18 protein-coding genes are annotated in these 26,585 nt (G+C 31.0%); 2 read left to right on the plus strand and 16 right to left on the minus strand.

The features are described 5' to 3' along the window. Positions 1-22: 22 nt before the first annotated feature. The 6 genes from MUN68_RS07870 to MUN68_RS07895 form a co-directional block, all read right to left on the minus strand. Positions 23-4,351, minus strand: a complete 4,329-nt coding sequence (locus tag MUN68_RS07870; RefSeq protein WP_249994777.1) for a PAS domain S-box protein — start codon at positions 4,349-4,351, stop codon at positions 23-25. A 439-nt stretch (positions 4,352-4,790) separates the two neighbouring features. Beyond that, positions 4,791-5,636, minus strand: a complete 846-nt coding sequence (locus MUN68_RS07875; protein WP_249994778.1) for an alpha/beta fold hydrolase — start codon at positions 5,634-5,636, stop codon at positions 4,791-4,793. Positions 5,637-5,776: 140 nt separating this feature from the next. Beyond that, a complete protein-coding gene (locus tag MUN68_RS07880; protein WP_249994779.1) occupies positions 5,777-6,631 on the minus strand; it encodes a CPBP family intramembrane glutamic endopeptidase in 855 nt (284 codons plus the stop codon). A 549-nt stretch (positions 6,632-7,180) separates the two neighbouring features. Further along, entirely contained in the window at positions 7,181-8,971 is a 1,791-nt protein-coding gene (locus MUN68_RS07885) for a helix-turn-helix domain-containing protein (RefSeq protein ID WP_249994780.1), read from the minus strand. Positions 8,972-9,140: 169 nt separating this feature from the next. Next, positions 9,141-12,710, minus strand: a complete 3,570-nt coding sequence (locus tag MUN68_RS07890; RefSeq protein WP_249994781.1) for an ABC transporter permease/M1 family aminopeptidase — start codon at positions 12,708-12,710, stop codon at positions 9,141-9,143. A gap of 3 nt (positions 12,711-12,713) precedes the next feature. Continuing rightward, on the minus strand, positions 12,714-13,601 hold the full coding sequence (locus MUN68_RS07895; RefSeq protein ID WP_249994798.1) for an ABC transporter ATP-binding protein: 888 nt from the start codon (positions 13,599-13,601) through the stop codon (positions 12,714-12,716). A gap of 335 nt (positions 13,602-13,936) precedes the next feature. Between MUN68_RS07895 and MUN68_RS07900 the strand changes: the two genes are divergently transcribed. Next, positions 13,937-15,061, plus strand: a complete 1,125-nt coding sequence (locus tag MUN68_RS07900; protein ID WP_249994783.1) for a sensor histidine kinase — start codon at positions 13,937-13,939, stop codon at positions 15,059-15,061. Further along, complete coding sequence (locus MUN68_RS07905) at positions 15,054-15,755, plus strand: LytR/AlgR family response regulator transcription factor (RefSeq protein WP_249994784.1); 702 nt, start codon at positions 15,054-15,056, stop codon at positions 15,753-15,755. Before MUN68_RS07900 ends, MUN68_RS07905 begins: the two co-directional genes overlap by 8 nt. A 54-nt stretch (positions 15,756-15,809) precedes the next feature. Here MUN68_RS07905 and MUN68_RS17750 read toward each other — a convergent pair whose 3' ends face one another. The 10 genes from MUN68_RS17750 to MUN68_RS07950 form a co-directional block, all read right to left on the minus strand. Next, entirely contained in the window at positions 15,810-15,932 is a 123-nt protein-coding gene (locus MUN68_RS17750; protein ID WP_394357635.1) for a LytTR family transcriptional regulator DNA-binding domain-containing protein, read from the minus strand. Positions 15,933-15,944: 12 nt separating this feature from the next. Further along, a complete protein-coding gene (locus MUN68_RS17755) occupies positions 15,945-16,184 on the minus strand; it encodes a LytTR family transcriptional regulator DNA-binding domain-containing protein (RefSeq protein ID WP_394357636.1) in 240 nt (79 codons plus the stop codon). Positions 16,185-16,365: 181 nt separating this feature from the next. Continuing rightward, the gene (locus MUN68_RS07915) at positions 16,366-17,058 is read right to left on the minus strand and encodes a M48 family metallopeptidase (RefSeq protein ID WP_249994785.1); all 693 of its coding nucleotides are present in this window, start codon (positions 17,056-17,058) and stop codon (positions 16,366-16,368) included. Beyond that, a complete protein-coding gene (locus MUN68_RS07920; RefSeq protein ID WP_249994786.1) occupies positions 17,051-20,230 on the minus strand; it encodes a type I restriction endonuclease subunit R in 3,180 nt (1,059 codons plus the stop codon). The genes MUN68_RS07915 and MUN68_RS07920 overlap by 8 nt, the downstream gene beginning before the upstream one ends. 1 nt (position 20,231) lies before the next feature. Then, on the minus strand, positions 20,232-21,476 hold the full coding sequence (locus MUN68_RS07925; RefSeq protein WP_249994787.1) for a PDDEXK-like family protein: 1,245 nt from the start codon (positions 21,474-21,476) through the stop codon (positions 20,232-20,234). A gap of 10 nt (positions 21,477-21,486) precedes the next feature. Then, complete coding sequence (locus MUN68_RS07930) at positions 21,487-22,770, minus strand: restriction endonuclease subunit S (RefSeq protein ID WP_249994789.1); 1,284 nt, start codon at positions 22,768-22,770, stop codon at positions 21,487-21,489. After that, the gene (locus MUN68_RS07935) at positions 22,767-24,329 is read right to left on the minus strand and encodes a type I restriction-modification system subunit M (protein WP_249994790.1); all 1,563 of its coding nucleotides are present in this window, start codon (positions 24,327-24,329) and stop codon (positions 22,767-22,769) included. The genes MUN68_RS07930 and MUN68_RS07935 overlap by 4 nt, the downstream gene beginning before the upstream one ends. 393 nt (positions 24,330-24,722) lie before the next feature. After that, on the minus strand, positions 24,723-24,902 hold the full coding sequence (locus MUN68_RS07940; RefSeq protein ID WP_249994791.1) for a hypothetical protein: 180 nt from the start codon (positions 24,900-24,902) through the stop codon (positions 24,723-24,725). Between the two features lie 85 nt (positions 24,903-24,987). Continuing rightward, positions 24,988-25,728 carry a hypothetical protein gene (locus MUN68_RS07945; protein WP_249994793.1) on the minus strand — a complete coding sequence of 247 codons (741 nt, stop codon included), beginning with the start codon at positions 25,726-25,728 and terminating at the stop codon, positions 24,988-24,990. Between the two features lie 566 nt (positions 25,729-26,294). Beyond that, positions 26,295-26,516 (minus strand): hypothetical protein, encoded by a 222-nt coding sequence (locus tag MUN68_RS07950; RefSeq protein ID WP_272792432.1) that lies wholly within the window; start codon positions 26,514-26,516, stop codon positions 26,295-26,297. Positions 26,517-26,585 lie beyond the last annotated feature (69 nt).

A 26,585-nucleotide genomic window follows, 5' to 3' on the forward strand; every position in this document is an offset into this window, starting at 1 on the left:
ATACACAATACACGGAATGCCGTTACATAACTTTAGATTTATGAATTCCTAATTTTTTCATTTTATCACGTAATGTGCTTGGTTTTAAACCTAGTAACTCAGAAGCACTTTTCTTACCACTAATTTTCCATTGACAATTTTCAAGAACTTCTAATATATGATTTCGTAATACCGAGTCTAGAGATAGGTCTTTACCTGTAATAAGTTGCTTGGTTTTTTGATGAGCCGTTTCAAAACCAGGCACAACTAAAGTTTCACTATGAGATAATATTGAAGCACGCTCTATAAGGTTTTCTAATTCTCTAATATTTCCTGGCCAGTTATAAGCTTTTAATTTACTCATAGCATCATCAGAGATATACTTAATATGCTTATCGTAAGCTTTATTAAACTTATCAACGAAATGCTCTACCAATAAAGGAATATCATCTTTTCGTTCCCTCAATGCAGGTACATTTATTGGAAATACATGGAGTCTAAAATACAAGTCTTCTCTAAATTGCTTCTTTTTTATTTCTTCTAAAAGATTTCGGTTAGTAGCAGCAATTACTCTTACATCAAGAGTTTTTGAGCCAAGACCACCAACAACTTCTATTTCTCCTTCTTGAAGAAATCTTAAAATTTTCGGTTGCATATCTAAAGGTAATTCACCTATTTCATCTAAAAATAAGGTGCCTCCATCTGCTAATTCAAACTTTCCAACTTTATCACTAAAAGCACCTGTAAATGATCCTTTTTTGTGACCAAACAACTCACTCTCAATAAGCTCTCTAGGTATAGCAGAACAATTAACTTTTATTAAGGGTTTTTTATTTCTATGACTAATATTATGAATGGCTCTGGCAAGTAATTCTTTTCCTGTTCCAGACTCACCTGTCAATAAAACTGTTGCATTTGTTGGTGCTACTTTCTCTACTTCATTTAAAACATTACTAAACTCTACACTCCCATATACCATTTCTTCATAGTTAAATACTAAATCTAACTCGTTACGTAGATACACGTTTTCTTGTTCTAATTGGTATTGTAACTTATTTAGCTCTTCATTTGCTAAGGTTAACTGTTGATTTGCTAAAATTGAAGCTTTTTCTGCTAATTCTCTTTCATTACTTTGAATCATTAAAGACACTAAATTAGCAATTGAAGTTGCAAATTCCTCCTCATCAGTTGTCCAAACATGAACAGTACGAACTTGTTCAAAACATAGAATTCCATAAACTTCATTGATTCCTTGAATTGGAATACTTAATTTAGATTTTATATTTAATGGTATAAGATAATCATCTATAAACCCTTTTGAAAGCTCATGACTTAGAGCATTGGAAGCAGCTACTATCTTATTTTCAATTAATGTATTAAAAAATTTTTCATTCCCTTTTTTTGAATACACTTGTCCATTTTCGTAAACATCATTTTTTAGATTGTATTGTTTTTTACAACACATTTCAGTTTTTTCTTTGTTAAATTTCAAAACACTTGCTCTTTCAACATTTAACGTTTTTGCTGATAGTGCTGTAATTTTATTTAACGCTACTTTATAATCTGTACCTACTAGACTAGCCAATTCTATAATAACCTGTTTTCTCTCTAATGATTTCTGAGCAATATTCTCTAAAACACTTTTAGCTTTTTCTTCTTCAGAAATATCTTTCATAGTCGCATACGTTGCTATCAACTCTCCTGCATCATTATTTATAATACCAGTTAAGAATGATGCCGTAAAGACCTTACCGTTTTTTTTAATTAATTCAAATTTTATAGATTGTTGTCTTCCTTTTTGGGGAGACTTAAGCTTTTTTTCAATTGTTTTTACATCCTTTTTGTTTTCAAAAGGAAACGGTCTTTTCATATCCAATAATTCTTCTCTAGAATATCCTAAAATATGACAAGCTGACTCATTAACCATAATGATTTCACCAACTAGGTTAACAATAATCAATCCTTCTTGCATCGACATTACTAAATTATCTGTAAACTCTTTTGACGATCTTAATTTTAACTCTGCCTTTTTACGATGCGTAATATCTTGTATCGTACCAAAAAAGTTTGAAGCTTGGCCATCTTTATATAAAACTTCGCCTAGTCCATGAATCCATTTTAAGTTCTTATTCTTTTTGGTCAATATTCTAAATTCTAAATCAAACTTTTCACTTGTTTCTACGCATTTATCAAGCATTTTTAAGAGTATTGGAGCATCTTCAGTGTGTGTTATTGACGTAGTCCAAAGATCAAGTGTGACTTCACTATTTAGATCAAGTTCTGCAATTTCATTAAAAGCAATTGAAGTTTCAGCAATTCCAGTTTTTAAATTGAGGTTATAATTACCAGTCTTAGCGATTTTTTGAGCTTCTAATAATGACTTTTCATTTTTTTGCAGTTCTATTTCTGTTTGTTTTCGTTCGGTTATATCTTGAATAGTACCAATCATTTTTATTGGATTTGCATCTTCATCAAAAATAAATTCACCTATTCCATGCACCCAAATTTCTTTTTTAGTATCATGTTTTAAGATTCTGTACTCTTTGTCAAATCGTAATTTATTTTGAATACACGTTTTCAAGTAAGTTAGCATGTCTTCTTTTTCGTCAACATGAATAAGATTATTCCAACTTTCTACAGTTTTTTTATAGGATTTATTAATACCAAAAATTTTATTCAATACGTCAGAAGCTTCCCAAGTCATGGTATCAAATTCTACTGTATACGAACCAATATTCCCAACAATTTGAGACTGTCTTAAATTATACTCACTTTCCAAAAGCTGAATTTCAAACTGTTTTCGATTAGTAATGTCTTGAACAGTTCCAAAATAAGCTAGCATATTGCCTTCAGAATCGTCAATATACGAGACCATAACATTAACGTTAAAGCGCTTTCCATCCTTTCGCATGTAAACGCTTTCAAAATTTTCTAATTTAAACCCTTTGGCTGCTTTTTTATGACGTATGCTTGATTCGGCTATTATTTCAGGAGGACAAAAAGAATAAGGATAGTGTTGACCAATTAATTCATTTGCAGAAAACCCAGACATGATACAAAACGAATTATTAACACTTATAATTACAGTATCTGTATCATAAACAACCAAACCATCATGCATAGAATTTATTAAATTCTCCGAATAATCATTAGCCGATTTTAACTCTCTTTCAATCTTTTTAAGTTGAGTAATATCTCTTATAATTCCAACAATAAACTTATTCCCATTGGCATCTATAAATCTATTTTTTTTGGTAGAAATGATTTTTGTCTCACTTCCGTTTAATGTTAAGTTTTCAATATTTATACTCTCAATACCAGTCTTTAAAACCTCCTTATCAATCTTAAAAAAATTAGTTCGTTCTTCTGGAGCAACATCATCTTCTAAGGTTTTACCAATAATATCCTTTTTTGAATGATTAAAAACTTCACAAAAAGCATCATTTACAAAGATTAAACGGCTTTTATCATCTTTTACAAATACTGGATCGGCAATATTATTAATAATATTATCTAAGTTTTTTTCACTCTCTATTAAAAGGTTTTCAATTTTTTTGCGCTTTGTTATATCTGTAAAATATAAGGTCAAACCCTTTGGGAACGGATAAACTCTGTTTTCGAACCATATATTAAAAGGCGCATAAAAATCGTCAAAAATTTGAGTTTCTTGGGTTTCAACTGCCTTATGAAAAGCGTTGTAAGATGAATGGCCTACTGCTTCAGGAAATTCTGTCCAAACATGTTTGCCTATTAAACTGCTTGGATCTCTTCCTATGAGCTCTCCTGCCCTTTTATTTACATAAGTATAACACCACTTGGTGTCAAAAGATACTAAACCATCAGACATATAGTCTAAAGCATTATCTAATTGAGAAGTAAGATGTTTATTAACTATTAAATCGAGATATCCTTTTCTGTAATTTAATACAGAATATAATTCTTTATTAGGGAATGATTTATTATCTAAAGTGTGCTTTTTATTAGTTAAATCTTGAACTAAAACCAAATATGCAATGGCATTATTATTTTTGTTTTTAACTGTTGCTACAAATAGTAAAACAGGAATTCTATCCTTATTTTTTTGTACATAAATAGCTTCAAATTCACACTTCAAGTTATCCTTCAGCATTTCATCAAAACGATTTGTATAATCATTATGAAACTCTTTAGGCCAAAATGGAAATGGAGCATGTAACCCTAATATTTCATCTTTAGCATACCCAATTATATCACAAAAAACCGCATTCGTTATAATTATACTTCCTTTTGTGTCTATAAGAATAAAACCATCTTTTAATGATTCTATAAAACTATCTGTAAATCCATTTAGTTGTTGTAATTCTTCAACTAATCCCTTATTTGTTTTACTCATTAAAAATATATTATTTCCCTCTAATATATTTTATTGAATTAATAGCATTTTTATTAAAATCATCACTCCAAAAAGTGAAAATCAATAGGTATAATTTACTAAAAAAATCAGTAAAAACCAATCTTTAAAATAATTTGTAAAAATAATAATTCACTCTATTACAATTAGATACACTAAAATAGTTATCAATATACTTGTTAACAATTTTAAAAACAAAACATAATGATTTAGAAAATAGTCTATTACAAATTGTAATGTAAGAAAAGACATATAAAAAGAGTAAATATTTTCTTGTATATACAGAAAACAGTTATAAGAATTCTGAATAAAAAGGACAAATTTGGCATAAGAAATATCAAAAAATAATCAAATTAGCAATCGGAATTATTAAGATTCAATAATCTTAAAGACATTAAAAGTTGATTGTGTTGATATTATTCTATTTAATGCTATGTTCTATTGCTCTAAAGTCTTTAGAATTTGGCACGTGTTTGGAACCTTCTATTAATACTACCTCTTTCAAAGAAGGAAAAATTCTTTTTGCTCTTTTTAACATTTTTTTACCAGGAAACATAATATCGTTTTCTCCAGCGAAAATTGTAATTGGAGTTACTATATTTTCAGCATTTCTTTTTGATATTACAGGTAATGGCGAGAAATCCATATTACAATACTGAAAAGTAGATGACATAAATGTTAATGCAAAATCATCGTATTCTGAAAAAAGTACATTCATCACTTTTTTAATATATCGTTGATTATTGGTTTTTATGAATTTTTTTAAAGGCATAAGCATCTTAAATAAACCAAGCAATGGGTTTCCGTTTACAATATAAACAGGTGCTATTAAGTAGACTTCTTTTATAGGAATTTCACTAAATTCAAGCGCCTTTAAACTGATTAAACCACCAAATGAAAATCCAACTAAGGTTACCTCTTTTAATCTTAATTTTATGATGACTTCTAATAGCCATTGTCCATAATCTAACGTTTTCATATCTAACCTATTTTCGTCACTTTTATTAGGTTGAGCCAACACGTCTACTGCATAAACACAATAATGATTGGATAGTTCTGAAAAGGATTCTAACATTAAAGGTGCACAACCTCCTGTACCATGTATAAGTACTAAAGGTGGCAATTCAGAATCTCCAGTTATGATGACATTTGTTGTACCAAATTGGGTTTCTACTAATTTTTCGGAATATTCGATACAAAGATTTTGTAGCTTTTGATTGTAAAGCTTAAGTATCGCTATTTTTCCTTCTTGTGATTTAAATAACATAAAATTGTTCGTTTTTTGATTGATGATGTATTATGGATTGTTGATTGCTGATTTCATAATTTGTAGCAAAGTTGTAGCATATTTCAAGCTTAAAGGTTCGTGTTTTGAAATTAGAACCTATTCATAAAAAATAAGTGATGTTATATCTTTTCTTTTATTGCTTTTCTCCAATAGTAAATTCCAAAGGCAAGAGTCACGATTGCAAACATAATTCCGTTTTCGCCAAGCCAATGTTCAGAACCTTCCATTTTTGTTGTTAATGGCGGAAATACTTTTTGAATATATACATTGCTTACTGCGTGAAAGAGCACTGCTGGCCATACACTTTTAGATTTAAATGTGTAATAGGTCATCATAAATGACATCGAAATAATAACAACAAAAAACATTACCAATTCCAAGATGATATTTTCTCCATAATACACAATTAATGGCCAGTGCCAAGATGCCCAAATAATACCACTAAAAAAAGAGACACCAGTAAAGGAAAGTACCTTTCTTAATTCATAAATAAAAAAACCTCGCCACCCTATTTCTTCTCCTAATGTAGTTGCCATTGCTCGTATCACTTCTATAGTTCCTAACAGAATTACCGCCACAATTACTGCAACCGTTACATTTAATGTTCCTATTCCAACGAGTCCAAGTTCTTTAGCCCAATCTAGAACCATTTCTTTATTAACCAAACCTCCAAATCCAAAAAACCAGATAAGTATATAAGTGATTAGTGCATATAAGGTAGGAGTGAAATAAGACCATCTAATATACTTCCAATTTCCCCAGTTCCAATGTAATGAAGAAATAGAACCTCCGTTCAGTTTAATTGTGAGTATTGCAGCTACAGCTGGACACCACATAAGGGCACCAATGTATATACGTGACGGATATAAAGTAACTATTGCATAATGAAATAATGAACTTAATACGGTTACTATAGCTAAGAAAAAAAAGATTGTTTTCCAAGTTTCTTTGTTTTTAGATTTCGCTTTTGACATATAATTATTTTTTAAAGTGATATTTTAATCACATATATTGTAATTAGTAATTTTCAACATTTTCTATACTGAATATAAGCAATGAGTCAAGCAAAATATTTGCTATACCGTAAGTTTTCTTTTTCCAAAAAATTTAATTACTAAAATAATAAGCATAATAGCAAAAATTAAAAAGTATGCGATTGTACTCATGCTCTTAAGTAGACTGAAACTGCCAGTTATTGTTACAACACTTTTGATAATTCCGGTTAAGTCACTACTATATAGCCTATTACAGTGTTTTTTTTACATAATCCATTAATCCTACTATAAAAGGCAAAATACAGAGATGGCTAAATGGTATAATAAGCTTACCGAGTTTGTTTAGAAAATATGCTAAAGGAAACATTAATAATACCTATAAAAATGAAGCTATCATTGGTGGTGTTTCCAAATCCTATGTTGGTTACGTTTTTCATTCTTTCTAATTATTTCAAGATTTATATTTAATGCTACCAAACAAAACTAATTTAGCTGGCTTAATAAAAAGTTCGGTATTGAGAATCAGAACTAATTGGCTTTACTATTTTTAAGATAAGTGTTGGGTGTGATTCCTTCAATCTTTTTAAAAAACGTATTGAAGACTGTTTTAGAATTAAAACCACTATCGTAGGCAACAGCCATTATGGTTAACTCGCTATTTTCCTCTAGAATTATGCGGTCTTTAAATTCTTCAACTCTATAAATATTAATATATTCGGCGAAGTTTTTTTGAAAACCTTGATTTAACAATTGAGATACATAATTTGCTGGAAGTTCGAGATAAGATGCTAGATCCTTTAATGACAGGTCTGGGTTTAAATACAGTTTATAATCCATCATTATTTGTTCGAGATCAGTTGAATATCTATTAATTTCAACATCACTTAGCAGTGATTGCTTATACTTTTTTGAAAACTTATAATTGTTGTTATCTGGAATTGCTCTAAGCATTATTTCTTTAAACCTTTTGTGATTTTTTATTGGCTTAAGAATTGGTGATGGATTTAATATTAAAATTAAAGGCAAACGGCTATTGTATGCTTGTTCTATTAAATCAACTACCTTTTCATTATTACCTAGCAAGGCATTTACTAGTATCAAAAAAGTAAGTGCCTTATCTACAAGTGCTGTTGTTAAATAAGTCTCTAATTCTTTTAATCCATCATTGCACTTTTCCGTTTCATTGAGCTTTGCATAACACATGGTTTCACCTCCTAATTTGGTAAGGTCTATCACAGAAATACCTTTCAGTGAACCAAAATATGCCAAAGCTTCATTTGATTTACCTAGCATTAATAAACTAATTCCTAAATAAATTGGTGGAAAGGGTAGCATAGGATCTAAATCCAATGCTTTTTTCAGATAAGGTATTGCAGAGTCATATTCTTCTTTCAAGTAATACAAAAACCCCTTATAATGATGGTTTATGGCCGCATAAGGGTCTAACTGTAACGCTTTATCAAGGTAATTACGTGCTGCATCTAATTTTCCTTCTACTGTTAAAAAGTTGGAAATGGTTAAGTAAATATCATCTGTTGGTTGCATCTCTAAAGCATTATTAGCATGTTCATAAGCCTTCTTCAGATTCCAATTTTGCCAACATTCTATCCAAGACAAATTCAATTGAGACCTTGATGAATAGGGATCAAGTTCTAAGGCTTTCTGTAAATAAGGCTGGGCCTTTTTGTATGCTTCAAATGCAGGTAAAAGCCCCATGGTTCCCATATACGTATAGCCTTGATTAATATCAAGATAAGAATTTGGGAAATTTGGTGCTTTTTTAATAATGTCTTCAAATATTTCAATTGCCTTACACGTATTATCATAACCTAATTTCATTAAAAAATACCGACCCTTAAGGTATTCTCTGTAAATAGCTACGGGAACATCTAGTGGCTCAACGAGCTTATCTTCAATTTCAATATGACCAATATATTCTCTTAGTCTTTCAGCTATAAAAAGACTAATTTCATCTTGTACAGCAAAAATATCACCCACTTGTCTGTCAAAAGTTTCGGACCAAAAGTGAAAATCATTTTCGGCATCAATCATCTGAACCGTGATTCTCATTTTATTGCGAGAGACTCTAACACTTCCTTCAATAAAGGTTGCAACATTTAATTTTTCTCTTATTGCATGAGAGGTAACTTTTTTATTTTTAAAATAAAAAGAAGAAGTTCTAGACGTTACTAACAAATCCTTAATTTTTGCCAGTGCATTAATAATTTCTTCGGTAATACCATCGCAGAAATATTCATTATCAATAGTATTGCTTATATTGACAAAGGGTAATACTGCTATTGTTTTTTGGTTGGTCAATTTCGTCTTTTAACTCAAACAAATGTATAAAATAAATGTCTATATGAATTCTCAAAAATATTTCTATACAATCATTCTACACACATAATGCTTCCCACCTACTATTGTATACATTTGTTTTATTAAATGGCATTCTCAAAATCAAAAAAATTTATTCCCTTTTAAGAATTTAATATTTTACTCTTAAGGTGTTGTCTATTAAATTTTCATCTAATCGTGTTCCAAAAGGATCAATAGAAAGATAAACAGGTTTCTCTTTTACTATAATTTTAAGCTCTGTTAATTCTTTAGTAATCTGATGTGATTTGTAATATAAAATTGAGTTGTCCTCCTTACTAACCTCTGAAGGATGTTTTGAAAACACACCAATTTTAATGGGTTCATTTATTGTGATTTTTTTTATTTCTCTGTTATCTAAAGTTTTAAAACGTTTGGCATTTATGATAGCTGAAATTTCAAAAGTACCATTAGATAATTCAATATAAGATGCGTCGTCTACTTTTAAATCATAAGTAATAACTTTTTTAAACCAATCATTTACTAAAGATTTAAGCTCTATTGGTGTTACTTTAAAAATTTCATCTAACAATTCGAGAGTGGTCGCTTCAAACTTGTTTGTTGAACGATATCTATCTGTCATTATTTTTAATACGTTATTAACTTGCTTTTCGCCAATTAAATCTCGTAAACCTAGCATTACTGTCAATGCTTTTCCGTAAGAAATATAACTTTGTCCGTCTATTTTATAAACTGGTGGTTCAATGTCTCCTTCAAAAGCTCTTCCAGTGAAATATCTGCTCCTTGCATTTTCAGTTAAGGTATATAATGCACTTTTTCCATACATTTTTTCTAATACAATAGCTTCTGTATATTTAGCAAATCCTTCAGTAAATAATGATCCTCCTGGTACTGGTTTTGCAGAAAGTGTGTGTCCCCAATACTGATGTGAAACTTCATGAATTGTTCTTTTTGCAACGACATTAAATGTCTCATCATCACTAACATCAGACAAATATAATCTGTCTTCTACCATACTAATTACTCCTGGATGCGCAAATCCTGCAAAGGGCCAATAGGAAGGAACTTCTGCAATTCTTACATGGTCAAAAGCATAGTCTCCAAAATTTTCTTGACAATAGTCTAATGTCTCTTTTACGCTGTTTTCAATGTCTTGAATATTAAAGTCATGATTTTCATCATAATATTGCTCAATTGAAATACCGTTATAATCTATCTTTTTAGTACTGTATTTAGCAGAAATATATCCGACTTCTGGTAAAATCTTTTCACTCGATTTATAATGAAAATAGTTTCTGTTATTATCGATCCATTTTTTTACTAAACGTCCAGAACTTATGGCGGTTTGATCATTAGATGTAGAGATAATGGTTTCGAATCTTACTTTTTCATATTTGATATCTTCTAAAACAATATGTGCGTCCGAATTATCTTCTTCAACACGTACTGGTAAATTTCTTTTTTTACGTTCGATATTATTTTTAATCTCGAATGATGTTGTATAGCCCAAAATAGGTTCAAAATTGGCAAATCGATTTAAATAAGTCCCGTTGATTTCATTTGAATGGTCTTCTTCATAGCCTTTTACTTCTTTTTTTAATGTATAAGTATACTTCACAGAATCGCTTGGCTGTAAAGGTGTATCATATTTGAATACATACGTTCCATAGTAAGTATCATGCGATACCAACTGTGCGTTTTCTATAGTAATTGAATCTAACGGAATTCTTTCAGTGATGAAAAGAATCGACATAGGTTGCTCGCTTTTATTTTTAATCATATAATCAGCTGACACTCTTATAACTCTCTCTTTTGGAAAGATATCAACTTTTGTCTTTTTTGAAGTCGGAATTAATCTTTCAATATCCTCATATGCCTTGTATTTTCGTTCATAGCCTTCACTAAAATCTAATTTATTGCTCACAGTTTCATAATCTGAAACAATATTTACATTGTAAAATATCAAGCTTCCAAAACCTATAAATAGAACAATTAAGAGCGATGTTGTTAATTTTTGAATAGATGTCCAATTATAAAAGAGTTGATTTAATTTCACTGAAAAGCTAGCAATCACTCCTCTATTCCAAATTTTAAATGATAATACAGATAATAATAAACCAAAAGCCAGCCAATACATTGCTAAATGATTAAACAAACTTGAACCACCATAAAAACCATTGATATTTGTGTAAGAAATTCTCGGCATAAATCCAATACTAGTCAAAGGGTGTTCTAAACCTATGACACTAGATTTTGTGCATAACAATACAATGAATCCGAAGATTCCCATTCCCATATATTTGGTTTTTGCTAGACTGCTAATAAATAAGGCAATCATTGCATAAATACCTAATTGTAATCCGTAATGATAATATAGAGATGCATAAAGACTAAATTCGAAGTTAGAATATCCTAACGCTACTTGAAAAGCGATGCACATTAAAATCCCTGTAGTTATTAAAATAACTGGTAGTAATAGTATGGCGAAAAATTTAGACAAAAAGAATACGCTATTCTTTGTTGGCACAGCATCAATAATTAAATTAAAGTGCAAACTACGTTCTTTCCATACAATTTCGGAACTATAAAAAATGATTAAGATTAAACTGAATATAGTTAATGGATTTACTATTAAATCTATCAGTTGGTTTGTAAATGGATATATACTAACTCCATATTCACTTCCGCTTATTACTATAGAATATAATTCTGAAAACACAATAAACAACCACATAATTAAGACTGCAATAAATGGTAAGCTTTTAAAAACACTTTTTAATTCTAGTTTTAATAAAGAAAAAAATGCTTTATGTTGAGCTTTAAATCCATGTGTGTTCTGTATTGGTTTATAGGCTATTAATTCTTTACTTGCATTTTTTATTTTTTTATCTTTCTTTACTTTTTTAGTGATTTTTCTAAAAGAGAATATTCGGTAAGTTCCAAATAAAATACCAATTGAAACGAATATCCAAACCAGCCGGTTAAGTAAGAATAATCCTGAAAAAGATAGTAATTGTGTATTCTTTTGAAAAGGAGTCCAGAATTGTGTTTGCTCAAAAAATGCAGCAATTCCAAATGGATCTGCAATAGCAGCAATAGCCATGCTTTCTGGTGATGCCGGAACGGCTTGTGCTAACATAGGTGAATTTAAAAAGAGTGAGCTTACAAAATATAGCATGTAAACAAATACAGCACTTACATAAGTTGCTGTATTGTTTTTTGTAAGTGTACTTACAGAGAATATTATTGCAGAGCAAAAAAAGACGTTAGGTAAAACAATGTATAACCAAGGTTGCAAATAGGTTAGCAATTGAAAGTCACTAATGCGTTCTGGATCTAAATCGGAAAAATAATTCCCAATAATATAGCCAATAATGAAAGGTGAAAACGCTAATACACTAAAAGTAAAAGTACCTAAAAATCGACTCCAGAAATACTGTGCTTTTTTAATTGAAGAACTGTAAACTAGACTCTCCATATTGTGCTGCTTATCTCTAAGAATTGCACTAATAGCGAAAAACATGATGATAAAAACACTACCTAAAGTAAAAAGACTGGTATGAAAATATACTTGATAAACAGAGTTGAAATTCACCCCTTTTGGTGCAAATCCTTGTCTACCAACAAATACACCTAATGCTAAAAATAAGATAGCAAATATTGGAAATGCACGTTGTTTTAACTGATAAAAAATTTCAAAATTAAATAATTGTTTAAACATAATTTAGGACGCTTTAGATTGATTGTTGAAAAGTGTAGTGAAATAAAAATCTTCTAAATTAGGTGTGATTAATCCGAAGCCTTCTTCTGGTTTTTTGCCTGACAATACTCTAATTTGAGTCTTTCCAGACACTAGCTTTGTAGAGATAACATCGAATGCTTTTTTATAAATATCAATGTCTCTTTTAGGAATGATTTTTGCCCAAACCTTTCCTTCTATACTAGCAACTAATTCTGTTGGATTACCCTCAGAAATTATTTCACCATTAGAAAGTATTGCCATTTTTGGGCATAAGTTTCTAACATCTTCTACAATGTGAGTTGATAAGATGACAATGACGTTCTCCCCTATTTCACTCAGTAAGTTTAAAAACCGGTTGCTCTCTTCTGGATCTAAACCTGCTGTTGGTTCATCTACAATGATTATTTGTGGATTTGCTAACAATGCTTGTGCAATCCCAAATCGCTGGCGCATGCCTCCAGAAAAAGTGTAAACAGATTTTTTTCTGTGTTGATATAGATTGACTTGCTGCAATAATGCTGTAACCTGTTCTTTGCGTTCCTTTTTATTTAATATCCCTTTAAGAATAGCTAAGTGATTTAATAATTTTTCAGCAGAAATTTTTGGATATACTCCAAACTCTTGAGGTAAGTATCCTAAGTGCTTTCTTATCTCTTCAGGTTTTTGAACAACATCAATAGTATTGAATGAAATACTACCAAAAGTAGGTTCTTGTAAAGATGCAATGGTTCTCATTAAAGATGATTTTCCTGCACCATTGGCTCCTAACAAGCCAAACATACCGTTAGTGATTTCTAAATTAATTCCGTTTAGCGCCTTAACACCATTTGGATAGGTTTTACTTAAATTCTTGATTTGTAATGTATTCATGGTTGCTCGTTTTTGATTGATGTATTTAGCAATGATTTTTTTATCTAAAACGTCTTTTAGAATTCCATATATAGCTATTGGTTGCACTTACTTTGCTCGTAATTTGATTGTTGTTTAATGTTCTCATAATTGATGTTTTATATTAATTTAAGACAAACATAAAGTAGACGGAATGAGCTATATAATTAATATGATATATGCTATTTTTTTTAAGTCATACACATAAAAAAACGGCATCAATAGTGTTCGTCCTGAAAATGAACATGTTGGTCATAAAAATCATAGTGTCTATAAACTTACTTGTCTAGATAACTTATCATACTTACTTTTGAGTTATGATTAAGCTATTAAAGAAATACAAAGCCTTTTTAATTGGATCCATAATTATGATTCCAATATTCTATGTGTTAGATTATTTAGGATTAATCCTACTTCCTAAAGAAAGATCATTAGAGATTGCTTTTTATGCCATTTTTTGGGGATTTATAGTGGCTTTACCATTTTATCATTTTAAAAAAAACAGGATAACTGTAATTAAAATACTTACTCTATTCTCACTCTTTTTTGTAACGTTGCTTGTAGATTCTTATATGGATTTGCCAGATAATCCAATTACATTTATTCTTTTAATGGGATTTTGGTTTGGCTTGGCCTATTTGTTAATGTCAACTTTTATAATAAAATATTGGAAACTTATTACATTCATTTATGTTCCATTAATACTCTACTTTCTCTATTTAAGATTGTTTACAGGTGACTTAGAAGCCTATTTAAAAATTAAAGAAGATATCCCTTTCTATATGTTCTTTTTGCCTATTCCAATTTTGTTTCTTATTTGGGTTTTTGAGCAATGGAAATGGTTACAAAATCTAAAGGCTGAAAAAGCAAAAACTGAATTATCATTATTGCGATCACAAATAAATCCTCACTTTTTCTTTAATACGCTAAATAATCTTTACGCATTAACAGTTAAGAACTCTGATCGAGCGCCAGATGTTATTCTGAAACTATCAGACATGATGCGTTACACCATTTACGAAGGAGAAAAGGAAACAGTAAAACTCGCTGATGAAATAGGATATTTGAACAACTATATAGAATTACACAAAATACGTTACAAAAAATCTGTTGAGATTACCTTTGACTATGCATCTGTAAATACGCATATCGCTATTGCCCCATTATTGTACATTATCCTTTTAGAAAATGCTTTTAAACATGGTGTTGAAACATTGTCGGAAAATGCATTCATTCATATTAACTTATATGATGATGAAGATATTATCTATTTTGAAATTGAAAATAATTTTGACGATAAAGAAAGTGATAAAACAAATGGAATTGGTTTAAAAAACTTAAAAAGAAGACTATCTTTATTGTATAAAGAAAAGCATAATTTGAGTATTATAACAACAACCAACTTGTATAAAACAATTTTAAAAATTTCTAAACATGCTTAACTATATCATTATTGATGATGAACCCTTAGCTCATGAAATTATCGAGGAATTTTGTAGCATGTTACCGCATTTACAATTAAAAAAAAACTGTTACAATGCCATGGAAGCAGTGCAATTTTTAAATAAAAATAGTGTGGATTTCATGTTTTTAGATATTAATATGCCTAAATTAAAAGGTTTAGATTTTTTAAAGACACTAACTAATCCTCCAAAAACAATCATTACTACAGCTTATAAGGAACATGCCTTAGAAGGTTATGAATTAAATGTCATCGATTACCTGTTAAAACCCTTTAGCTTTGATCGTTTAGTCAAGGCTGTTAATAAAGTTTCTGAAATTCAAGAAACTAAAACGATTATCAAAGATGTTAGTAATGAAAATTCTTCTACTAGATTCTTTGTTAAAGGAGATAAAAAGCATCATCAAATTGATTTGAATGAGTTACTCTATATCGAAGCTTATGGGAACTATACTAAGCTTTTTTTTAACGATGAAATGATTGTAAGTCACGAAAAAATATCTCAATACGATTCAATTTTACCCGAAGGAAGTTTTTTAAGAGTTCATAAATCATTTATTGTGCTCTTAGATAAAATAAAATTCATTGAAGGAAATCGTATTCTTATAAAGAATCAAAAAATTCCTATTGGACAAACCTATAAAAACCAAGTGAACAAACTTTTAAACCTATAGTTCATATTTTTAACTTTTGCTTAAATTGTCAATAATCGTTAAAAATCCTTCCCTTTAATTACTGCTTATGGGAATCTCATTCCCATCGATAACCACACAGTATTTCTTGAACGTTTCAATATGTTTTATTGCAATAATATAGGAACGATGAATTCTTACAAATAACTGCTGAGGCAATAAATCTTTGATTTATGATAATTTATAACGTGCTAAAATAGAACGCTTAATAGTATGTAACGTTACATAATTGCCATCACTTTCTATGTATTTAATATCTTGAATAAGTACTTGATGAAATTCTGAACCACTCTTAATAAAAATGGTATACTCTTTTGTATCTTTTATTCCAGAAATATAAACGTAATCATTAGTTGGATTAGGATAAACTATTATTTTTTTTGATTCGCTTTCATATTCTGTTACAGACAATAATGATCTATCAAAAACAGAAACATAAGTCGTTAAGTTTTTAATGTTTGCTAACGATTTATATAGTTACTTTCCGATACAGAAAGCTATTATCCAGTGTTTATAAGTTATTGTAGACTTTAAGACACAAAACAGGTACAGAGTTAAGGAAAATTACTTAAAATAAAACATTCAAAGTTCACTACAACCGCATTCCATACATTTCCGCATCTAATTCCTTCCAATTTGGAATATGCTTTGATAATTCTGACCAAAATTCTTTTGAGTGGTTTTTAACTTTTGTATGCACCAGCTCATGCACTATTAAATAGTCTATTAAACTAAATGGAAGTTTAATAGCTTCTAAATTAATAATTATAGTATTTGATGCCGTGCAACTACCCCATCGTTTGTCTAATTTTCTAATTTTAAGGTCTGTAAAATCTAAACCTGTTACTTTAGACCACTTTCTTATTCTTGGTGTAATCTTCTCTTTAGCTTTTTGCCTATAAAAGGTTTCAAACGCTTGTTTTAAATCTTCTTGATTATTCAATAATTTTGGCAATGAGACTATAAACTTAGATTCTGTAAAATTGATTACGATTTTATTATTGTCATTAGTCTCAAAAATCTCAACATAATACTTTCGTCCTAAGTATTGTTTCCTCGATCCTGTAACGATATCATCATCTCCAATCGAGCTTACCAAATCTAACTTATCTATAATCCATTTGGCTTTTTTAAGAATCAGCTTCTTAGCATGGTCATTGGATATTGGTTTACCTTTCAAAATAACACCTTCTCCTTTCTCAACACTAATGTAATGTGACTTAAGAGAACTTTTTTCAAGAACCTTATACTCTATTGTTTTATGTCCGTACTTTACGTTAGGCATCCTTATTCTTTATTAATACATCAACCATATCTTTAGCTTTAGCTTTCGCTTCGCTTCGTTCTATTTTTGCAGTGGTTAAATATCTTCTAATTTTGTTTTCTATATCTTTTTTTACCTGACCTTTAGCTTGCCAGCCCACAATGTCTAACTCTCCTTTTATGAGGTCAAATATCGTCTTTGTGGCATCTTCAGCGTCTTCGTTAAACAATACCTTCATTGAGTCGTAAACAGCTCTCTCACGCTCTGTTTTAAACCCCTTTTCTTCACCTTCTTTTTGTTGGTCTATAATTTCGTCTTGAATATCAGCATAAGCTTTAAGTAGCTCCAGTTGAGTAATGCGTTCGTCTTTTTTTAGTTTCAGTAGCTCATCTAAACGTTGCGCTAATGGTTTATAGAAGTCTGGATTTTTATCTATTCCAACTTTTATGGTATGCTTTAAATTATTTCGCATCTTCAATTCCTTGGTTGCAGGAGAGGCGTTCATTATTTCTTCCTTAAACTTCTCTTTATCAATAATAGAGATGGGCTCTTCTAAAAGATTCTCAACTCCTTCAGATTTTAAATGCTCATCAATTAACCCTTGAAGCATTTTACTTTCGTCTTTACTGATTTTTAGCTCGTCATCATCTGGAAAAGCATTTCTGGCTCGTAATTTAATCTCGTTAAAAAGTTTAAAATCTCCCTGATACTTCATTGCTTTTGTATTAGGTAGCACGATGTTAACTGACTTATTAAAGTCCTTCAGTAAAACTTTAAAATCATCTCTTTTATTAATAGGCTCAATAAATCGAACTGCCGAATCAATATAATCAGCTCTATTATAATTCCTATCAATTTTCATAGGCTTAAAGAAATTAACCAGTTTAGTGTGGTTCATTTCTAGCTTAGGCAATTCTTCATTTATATTCTTTAAAATATCATCTGGTCTTATATCACCAGAAAATATGTCTAATGCTTGAATTAGATACGCTGTTATCCCATTGTAATCCACAATAAAACCAGCACTCTTACCTTTTCTGGAACGATTAACTCTTGCTATAGCTTGTAAGAGATTGTGTTCCTTTAATGGTTTATCTAAATACAAACAGGATGCAATTGGAGCATCCCAACCAGTAAGTAACATATCTGACACAATAATGATAGCCGTATTATCATACTTTTTCTTCCCAGATTTTTCTGTTTCATTTTCATTTCCAAAAGGCAATTTAAAATCATCGGTAACATTTTTGATGTCTTCTGGAGGAACTACATAAATTGGTTTTTTATCTGTAGGGTTGTTCTTGTTCCATTCTAAAGTTTCATAATACGCTTTTGCTATGATATCAGACTTAGGAGAACCTATACTCATAACCACTTTAGATTCAAAATTATGATAACCTTGGTCGCTTAGTTCTTGAAGTGCTTGCTGATATCTTAATGCTTGAGGTCTTCCACTACAAACCAACATCGCTTTATGTCCATCTGGAAATATCTTATCTCGATAATGGTCTATAAGGTGTTTTGAAATATCATTAATCCTACTTTTAGAAAGTTGGTATTTTCGTAATGCTTCCTTTTTTAACTTATCCTTTTTTTCTTCTGAAAAGTGTCCAAACTTCTCTTCAAACTCTTTGTCTAATTCTTCTTTTTTAACATCTAGTTTAGCGATGCCTTCATCATACAATAACTCAACGGTTGCTCCATCGGCTACAGCTTCCGTAATCGTATAAACATCTATATAATCACCTCCATAAAATTCTCCAAGTGTAGATTTATCTTCTTTAGATATTGGTGTACCTGTAAAGGCTACAAACTTAGCATTGGGTAATACAGTACGCATGAATGAAGCTAAAAAACCATAATGACTTCGGTGTGCTTCATCTACTAATATGTAAAGGTTCTCTTTTTTAGAAAGCTCTTCCAGTTCTATTTCTTGACGTTCAATTTCAACCCATTTACCTTTTTGAAGCTCTTTGGTAATTTTTACTAATGTTTTTTCTTTTAGATGTTTTTCAATCATCAAATTACCACGCTCTTCCAGTTCTGTTTGGTCAGCTGAAGCTGTAGCATCCTTATCGGTTTCTTGAAATTTTTGTAGCGTAGTTGTAATAATACCTCCATAATCATTACGGAGCAATTTATCTAAATGCACCACAGACGATGCTTGATTTACATTTTTAAACCCTACGTTTTGAAGCGTTGTGGTTATCTGCCTGTCTAAATCTTTTCTATCGGTCATTATCATAACCGTTGGATTATCAAATCCATATTCTGAAGCTTGTAACTTTCTAGTAACATATGCCATAGTTAAAGACTTTCCAGAACCTTGTGTATGCCAAACAACACCACCTTCGCCAGCTTGTAAACGTGCAATAGTTTTATTTGTAGCTCTTAACTGTTGATATCTTGGAAGCTTTTTAATAGTTACGCCTTCTTCTAATTCAAATAAAACAAAGTGACGAATAATATCTAAAACACGTTCTTTTTTAAATAAGGCTATAATGAGTTTGTCTTGGTCTTTTTTAGCTTGATTTATTATCTCTGTATCTTCTTTACTAGTTTTAAATACGGAATAAAATTGTTGTGGAGCATTGATTGCTCCATACTTACCACCAACATCCCAAATACCAGCACATATTTGATTATAATGAAATAGCTTTTCTGAATTCTTTTGATAATAATCTAAATCACCATAAGCTTTATCCCATGCATTTTGAGCTGTTGGAGATTTACATTCAATTACACTTATAGGCAAACCATTAATGTAGACTACCAGATCTGGAATAGAGTTTTGATATCTACCATGATATTTCATTTGATTAACCACTAAGAAATCATTATTCTCAGGCTTGATATAATCTATAAAGTGAACTGATTTAAAAATCTCTGTACCATCAATAACTTGTTTTACGGTATATGTGCCACCTCGTATTAACTCCCATATTTTTTGATTAATCTCCATTAAGGACGCACCAGTAACCGATGTTAAAACTGTGTACGCCTTATTAAGATTATTCTCGTTAATCCATGGGTTTATTTTCTTTATAGAAGCAAGTAACCTGTCTTTTAACAGCACCTCTGTAATGACTGCTCGCTCATCATGCAAACTAGCATCAAAGTATTGATAGCCCAATTGTTGAAACAACTTAATGGCTGGTAGCTCACTATGTATAAATTCTGGTGATTGATTCATATTAGCTTATTTTTTCCAAACATTCTTTTATCCACGGTTGAATAAGTTCACGATTTATTACTTCAAATTTCATCTTAAAGATTTCTAAAAACGAGGTGTTTTCAGAATAATACATATCGTCATCAAATAATTGTACACCGCAAATCCCTGCAAATTCCATAGATGAATTGTGGTTATGGTGGTCAATAGATAGTTTTTTATTTTTAAAGCATTCAAAACCTTTCATTGTATTAAATAGTGCATCCTTTTTTTCTTGCAAAGCCCCTTTGTGTATAGACTCAACAATATTTCCGAAGCCAAATTTCATCCAAACTACATCTTTTTCAAAATAAATTACTAGGCTAAAAATAAATTCCCCACCACGAGATTCTGCTTCTGGATAACGAAACAACTCTAATAAATCTTCATTGTCTGGTAATAGAAAAATAACATTTCTATTTTCTGAATTATGACTGATTATAAACCCTTCAAAACCACCTCCATTAAAATAATTTAGAATGTCCTTTTTGTAAACTGAAAAATCCTCTTGATTGCTGATAATAAAATCTATTTCCTTTTTGTAATTCTTGTAAAGCTTTTTGGCTAATGCTACTTCTTTACTGGTTTTTGTAATGTCTTTTTGTACCATGGATATATATTGGCTAATGCTTTCTTTTACTGTTGGTTTTGATGCATCTATAAGTTGCTTATTTGCCTTAAGAATAGTTACAATGTTTTTATAGTTAATATTGATGTACATATCTCCCAAATTAAAGCCAATATGACGATTACTTTCATTTGGAGTTAATGTTAAATACACTCTAGTTTTTAAATGGCTATAATTTAGTTCTATATACTTGTAATATTTTGCTAATTGATGTTCTGAGAAATCTGAAAAGATTTTATTCTCTATGGTTATAACAAACCCTAATTGTTCATTGACTATTAAAATATCTATATTATGTACACTTTCTCTATATACTTGCGTACTTGATAAATCTTTATTTAATAAATCCCCTAAATTGAAACCTTTTACAGCATCTAATTTACTAAGATACTGTAATAATGTTTTTAAAAGGGCATCACCTAACTGATGCGACTCGTTAGGGTCAAACAACCAGCCTAAAAAATTACTATGACGTATTTCACGATGTTGTATGCCTAACACATTAAAAATATTAAAAGCACTTAATTCTCTTTTAATAGTTTCTAAATCTGGTTGCGTTTTTATAATAAAATTTTCTAGGTCTTCAACTGAAACACTCATGCTTTACTTTTTAAACTTTTACCCTAACCTTACCCGTTAACAACTGTTGCGTTAAGCCTTTTTTAAGCTCTTGATAAGTTGCTTTTTTTCCTAAAAGAACATCTAACTTATCATCTGCTAAATTTAATATTTTGGAAATTTTATTTTGTTCCTCTATTGGTGGAACAGCTATTTTTAATTTCTTAAAAAAACCAAGACCTATTGTTTTAATTGTTGAACCAACTGCCACTCTTTCAAACAATGGTTTTAATTGTTGTAAAGTGTAATATAAAAACCAATTATTAAAATTATCATCACATTTCCAAACAATGAAGTGTTGGCTAACTGCCATTTCTGTTTTCATCACTGCACTTTTTCCTACTCCAGCATCTCTTGACATTAGAACTGTACCTTTAGGGTGCAAAACAGCAGAAGAGTTTTTAATCCCTTCTTCTGATATTTCAATTTTAGTTTTTGATATGTATCTTTTATCTAATCTTTTTGAATCACCCAAAGAGACCCATTTTATCCCACCATTGTAATAACTATCTTCTTTTTTGTTTGGAGTATGACCACTAGCTCTTATAGCACATTCATCAAGAAGCTTTACCTCCCAACTCTTAGGAATCTCTCCAAAAGGAGAATCTTTAAACTTGGTATGTCCAATACCTTTGGTTAGCAAGCTTTGCATTAACCCCTTTTTTAGTTCTTGGGTTTCAGTAATTTGTTGGTCTATAACTTCGATTTTAGCATCTACAGTGCTTAGTATGTCTGCTATTTTTTGCTGTTCTAATAATGGTGGAAGAGGTATGTAACTTTCAAGTATTTGTTTTGTCCCTAAATTTGCTTGAGCTCCTTGAGATGCAATGTTTCTACAATTTTTTAGCCAGTTTTCAGAATTCCCAATATATGATAAATAAGAAACATTAATTAGTTCTTTATTTAACTTCAGATGTCCTACTCTCTGATTCAACAAAAACTTACCATCTATATCTATAACAGCCATCTTCCCTATTAAATCTTTATTAGGTGTAACATCTGTCATAGCAATAATTAAATCTCCCTTCTGTAAAAGATAACGAGAAAGGCTATCTTCTTCCTTAGAATCCCAATATTTACATTTGTTATCATCAAATTTAAACCTTCCTTTCAATGAAATCATAGCCATTGAAACAATTGGTATTCCATGTTTAACATATCCTTTTGCTGAAAAAGCATACCCGTTTTGATACTCTAAAAGTATATCTTGTATTTTAGTTGAACTCCAAGAACTCGGTATCAAACCAGCCTTCGTTTTCACAATTAGTTCACTCATATCCCTAATTCCTTTAAAAATCCAGCTAATTTTTCATCAATATCAGTTTCTTTTTCTTCTAAAATAGCTAATTTTTGATGTACTACTTTAATGTCCACTTCTGGTTCTGGTTCGCTAGTATCTATAAAACGAGAAATATTTAATTTGTAATCGTTCTCTGAAATTTCTGCTAAGTCTACAATTCGCATGTATTTCTCTACATCTTTTGCTTCATCGTAAGCATCTACAATTTTAGAAATATGTTCTTCTAATAATTCGTTTTGGTTTTTACCATCTTTATAATCGTTACTAGCATCAATAATAGACACTTTTCCTTTTTGTGCTTCGGTTTTATTTTTATTAATAATCCAGATACTTGCTGGTATCCCTGTATTGTAAAACAAAGCAGATGGCAAGCCCACAATACCTTCAACCAAATCGGCTTCTAATAATGCTTTTCTAATTTTACCTTCTGTACCACTTCTAAACAAGGTACCATGTGGTAATACCACACCTGCTTTTCCATCTTGTTTTAATACGGCTATCATGTGTTGTAAAAAAGCTAAATCGGCATAACCTCTTGGTGGTATACCGTATTGAAAACGCCCAAAAGGGTCGCTTACTACTTTGTTGTAGTTAGGTGATACTTTTTTCTCTTTTCCGTTTTTATCTAGTTTCACTTCAATAGAGTTTTCTGCTGGAGTCCACCAACCATCCATAGAAAAAGGAGGATTTGCAATAACTCTATCAAAAAGTGTGAGTTCGTTATTATCGTTTTTATGTTGTGGTGTGGTAAGCGTATCACCTTTGCGTATATCGGCATCCATAAAATTATGGAGTAACATATTTAGCTTCCCAATAGCCCAAGTGCCTAAGTTTTTTTCTTGTCCAAATAAGGACACATTTACGTTATTACCCACTTTACCATTGGGTTGTTCTGCAATATATCTAGCAGACTCTATTAACATACCACCAGAACCACACGTTGGGTCGTACACCTTTTGTTTTGGCTCTGGTTTAATTAACTTTACAATTAATTGCACTACACCTCTAGGTGTATAAAATTCCCCTCCTTTTTTACCAGCGTCATCCGCAAACATCTTAATTAAATACTCGTAAGCATCTCCCAATAAATCGTTAGACTCTAAATGGTCGTTACGTAAAGAATGCTGATTAAAATGACGTAATAAACGTTGTAAAAGCTCGTCGGACAATTTTTCTTTATCACCAAATTTGGTAGCTGTCATGACGCCTTCTAATGAAGTGTTTTCACCTTCTATTCCAGCAAATGCTTTATCTAATGCAATACCTATGTTTTCGGTATGCTTTTTAATGGTTTCCCATCTAGACTCTTCTGGCATTTGAAAATAGGTGTCGTCTTCGGCATCTTCTCTTGAAACGTTATCACGCTTCATAATAGCTTCTACTTCTTCTTCAAAAACATCATTAGAACGTTTTAGGAATAGTAAACCGAAAATGTAATTTTTAAAATCTGAGGAATCTATACTTCCTCTTAATATATTGGCAGAATCCCAAAGCCAAGACTCTAAGGTTTCTAAGGTTAATTTGTTTTGGATCATTTATGTTGTAAAGTGTTTTGTACTATGATTAATAGAATCTTAAAAATATAACAAATCATAGGAATAGAAAAGCTTCTATACCTTGATATGTTATAATTCTTCTAAAACAAGTATAAACGTACAAAACCGAAATGCATTAGGCATTACAATTTCAAATTATAATTGACCAGGCTATGATCGCACAATTATGCTTTTTCAGTACAGTTGTCATGCCCACAGAGCATAGCGACGAGGAATCTCATACGTGCATATTTATCATAAAAAGTACAACCAAATATTTCTAATCAGATGTAAAACTCCTGAAAACTCGTGAAATTCGTGTCAAACCTTTTAGAAGCTTAAACAAAACACACCCAACATCACAACACCATAAAACCAACGCCATCCTTAGCATTAAGTAAAATCAGTATCCAAAACCAAAGCAGAAGCCAAATGCAGCTCATAATCTAAAGTTCTAAAATTAAAGTCAAGCACACCATAAGTCAATTCAATATGCGTAGCACCATCAATAAATCCAACTCGATTAATATCAAAATCAGAAATCGTTAAAGCATAACTAACAGAATCAACCACATATTTCTAATCAGATGTAAAATTCGTGAAGATTCGTGAAATTCGTGTCAAACCTTTTAGAAGCTTAAACAAAACACACCCAACATCACAACACCATAAAACCAACGCCATCCTTAGCATTAAGCAAATACAGTGCGTCATCAACCTCTTGATAAAACCGAACACCAAAAACACAAAGTTCAGTACCAATACCTAAAGGCAAGGTATCAGGCACAAGCGAAACACTAGCACCAGCAAAATCAGTATCCAAAACCAAAGCAGAAGCCAAATGCAGCTCATAATCTAAAGTTCTAAAATTAAAATCAAGCACACCATAAGTCAATTCAATATGCGTAGCACCATCAATAAATCCAACTCGATTAATATCAAAATCAGAAATCGTTAAAGCATAACTAACAGAATCAACCACATAATTAAATGGCAGCACAGTCTTAACCTGACAATCAGGCGTATAACTAAAACGCTTAAGCAATTCCAATCCATCAGCACCAACAACACCATTAGCAACCACGCGTTCACCACGTTTACTAACCAAATCCAAGTTTTTCAATGTACTAAATAAACCCATCAATCGGCTATGTAAATGCGTAAATCGATGCTTTTTATAAAACGGACGCAAAGCCTCTCTAAAAGCTTTATTCACCCGAGAGCAACCTCCAAACTCATTGCTATTCTCCCGAACACGCTGCATACTTCCTTTACTTTTAATAGCCTTACCATTAAAACCACCACCAGCCTGTCTAGCAATAGGCTTACCGTTCAAATAGTAAAAATTAATACCACCTATAGTACCTACAAATGGTAAAATACCTGCCTGTTTTGCCATAATACTCTGTTTTAAGTTAACACTCACATTTACAGCAATATACAAAAAATCAAATTAAGGCTTATAGCGTGGTTATAGCGTGCTTATGGCAACCTTATAGCATGACAGATACTTATAAGATATAGATAAGACACCTACGAAATACAAATCAAGAAAAAGGAAACGAAACATTTTAATAAGAAATCGTGATTATTCACTAAAACAAAAAACCAACAAATCGCACCATCTACGTCAGTTCGAGTGCTTTCAATGCACGAGAAATCGTATCATTTTCGTCAGTTCGAGTGATTGCGAGGAACGAGAAATCGTATCGAGAACCTATAGCACTACCTACATCTGTTCAAGTGATTTATAAACCTAACAAATCGTATCATTTTCGTCAGTTCGAGTGATTTCGAGGCACGAGAAATCGTATCGAGAACCAATCACACCATCTACCTCAGTTAAAGTAATTTCTAAGACACAAGAAATCACACCATCTACGTCAGTTCGAGTGCTTTCGAAGCATGAGAAATCGCATCGAGAACCTATAGCACTACCTACATCTGTTCAAGTGATTTATAAACCTAACAAATCGTATCATTTTCGTCAGTTCGAGTGATTTCGAGGCACGAGAAATCGTATCGAGAACCAATCACACCATCTACCTCAGTTAAAGTAATTTCTAAGACACAAGAAATCACACCACCTTCGTCAGTTCGAGTGATTCCGATACATGAGAAATCGCATCGAGAACCTATCACACCATCTACCTCAGTTAAAGTAATTTCTAAGACACAAGAAATCACACCACCTTCGTCAGTTCGAGTGATTCCGATACATGAGAAATCGCATCGAGAACCTATAGCACTACCTAC

Origin of the sequence: Psychroserpens ponticola, from assembly GCF_023556315.2 — a bacterium.
GTDB lineage: Bacteria > Bacteroidota > Bacteroidia > Flavobacteriales > Flavobacteriaceae > Psychroserpens > Psychroserpens ponticola.

Coding starts and splice junctions, on each gene's coding strand:
- MUN68_RS07935 (WP_249994790.1), bottom strand. CDS start 24,329: ATGATCCAAAACAAATTAACCTTAGAAACCTTAGAGTCTTGGCTTTGG.
- MUN68_RS07890 (WP_249994781.1), bottom strand. CDS start 12,710: ATGTTTAAACAATTATTTAATTTTGAAATTTTTTATCAGTTAAAACAA.
- MUN68_RS07925 (WP_249994787.1), bottom strand. CDS start 21,476: ATGAGTGTTTCAGTTGAAGACCTAGAAAATTTTATTATAAAAACGCAA.
- MUN68_RS07905 (WP_249994784.1), top strand. CDS start 15,054: ATGCTTAACTATATCATTATTGATGATGAACCCTTAGCTCATGAAATT.
- MUN68_RS07880 (WP_249994779.1), bottom strand. CDS start 6,631: ATGTCAAAAGCGAAATCTAAAAACAAAGAAACTTGGAAAACAATCTTT.
- MUN68_RS07915 (WP_249994785.1), bottom strand. CDS start 17,058: ATGCCTAACGTAAAGTACGGACATAAAACAATAGAGTATAAGGTTCTT.
- MUN68_RS07920 (WP_249994786.1), bottom strand. CDS start 20,230: ATGAATCAATCACCAGAATTTATACATAGTGAGCTACCAGCCATTAAG.
- MUN68_RS07945 (WP_249994793.1), bottom strand. CDS start 25,728: ATGGCAAAACAGGCAGGTATTTTACCATTTGTAGGTACTATAGGTGGT.
- MUN68_RS07900 (WP_249994783.1), top strand. CDS start 13,937: ATGATTAAGCTATTAAAGAAATACAAAGCCTTTTTAATTGGATCCATA.
- MUN68_RS07875 (WP_249994778.1), bottom strand. CDS start 5,636: ATGTTATTTAAATCACAAGAAGGAAAAATAGCGATACTTAAGCTTTAC.
- MUN68_RS07895 (WP_249994798.1), bottom strand. CDS start 13,601: ATGAATACATTACAAATCAAGAATTTAAGTAAAACCTATCCAAATGGT.
- MUN68_RS07870 (WP_249994777.1), bottom strand. CDS start 4,351: ATGAGTAAAACAAATAAGGGATTAGTTGAAGAATTACAACAACTAAAT.
- MUN68_RS07930 (WP_249994789.1), bottom strand. CDS start 22,770: ATGAGTGAACTAATTGTGAAAACGAAGGCTGGTTTGATACCGAGTTCT.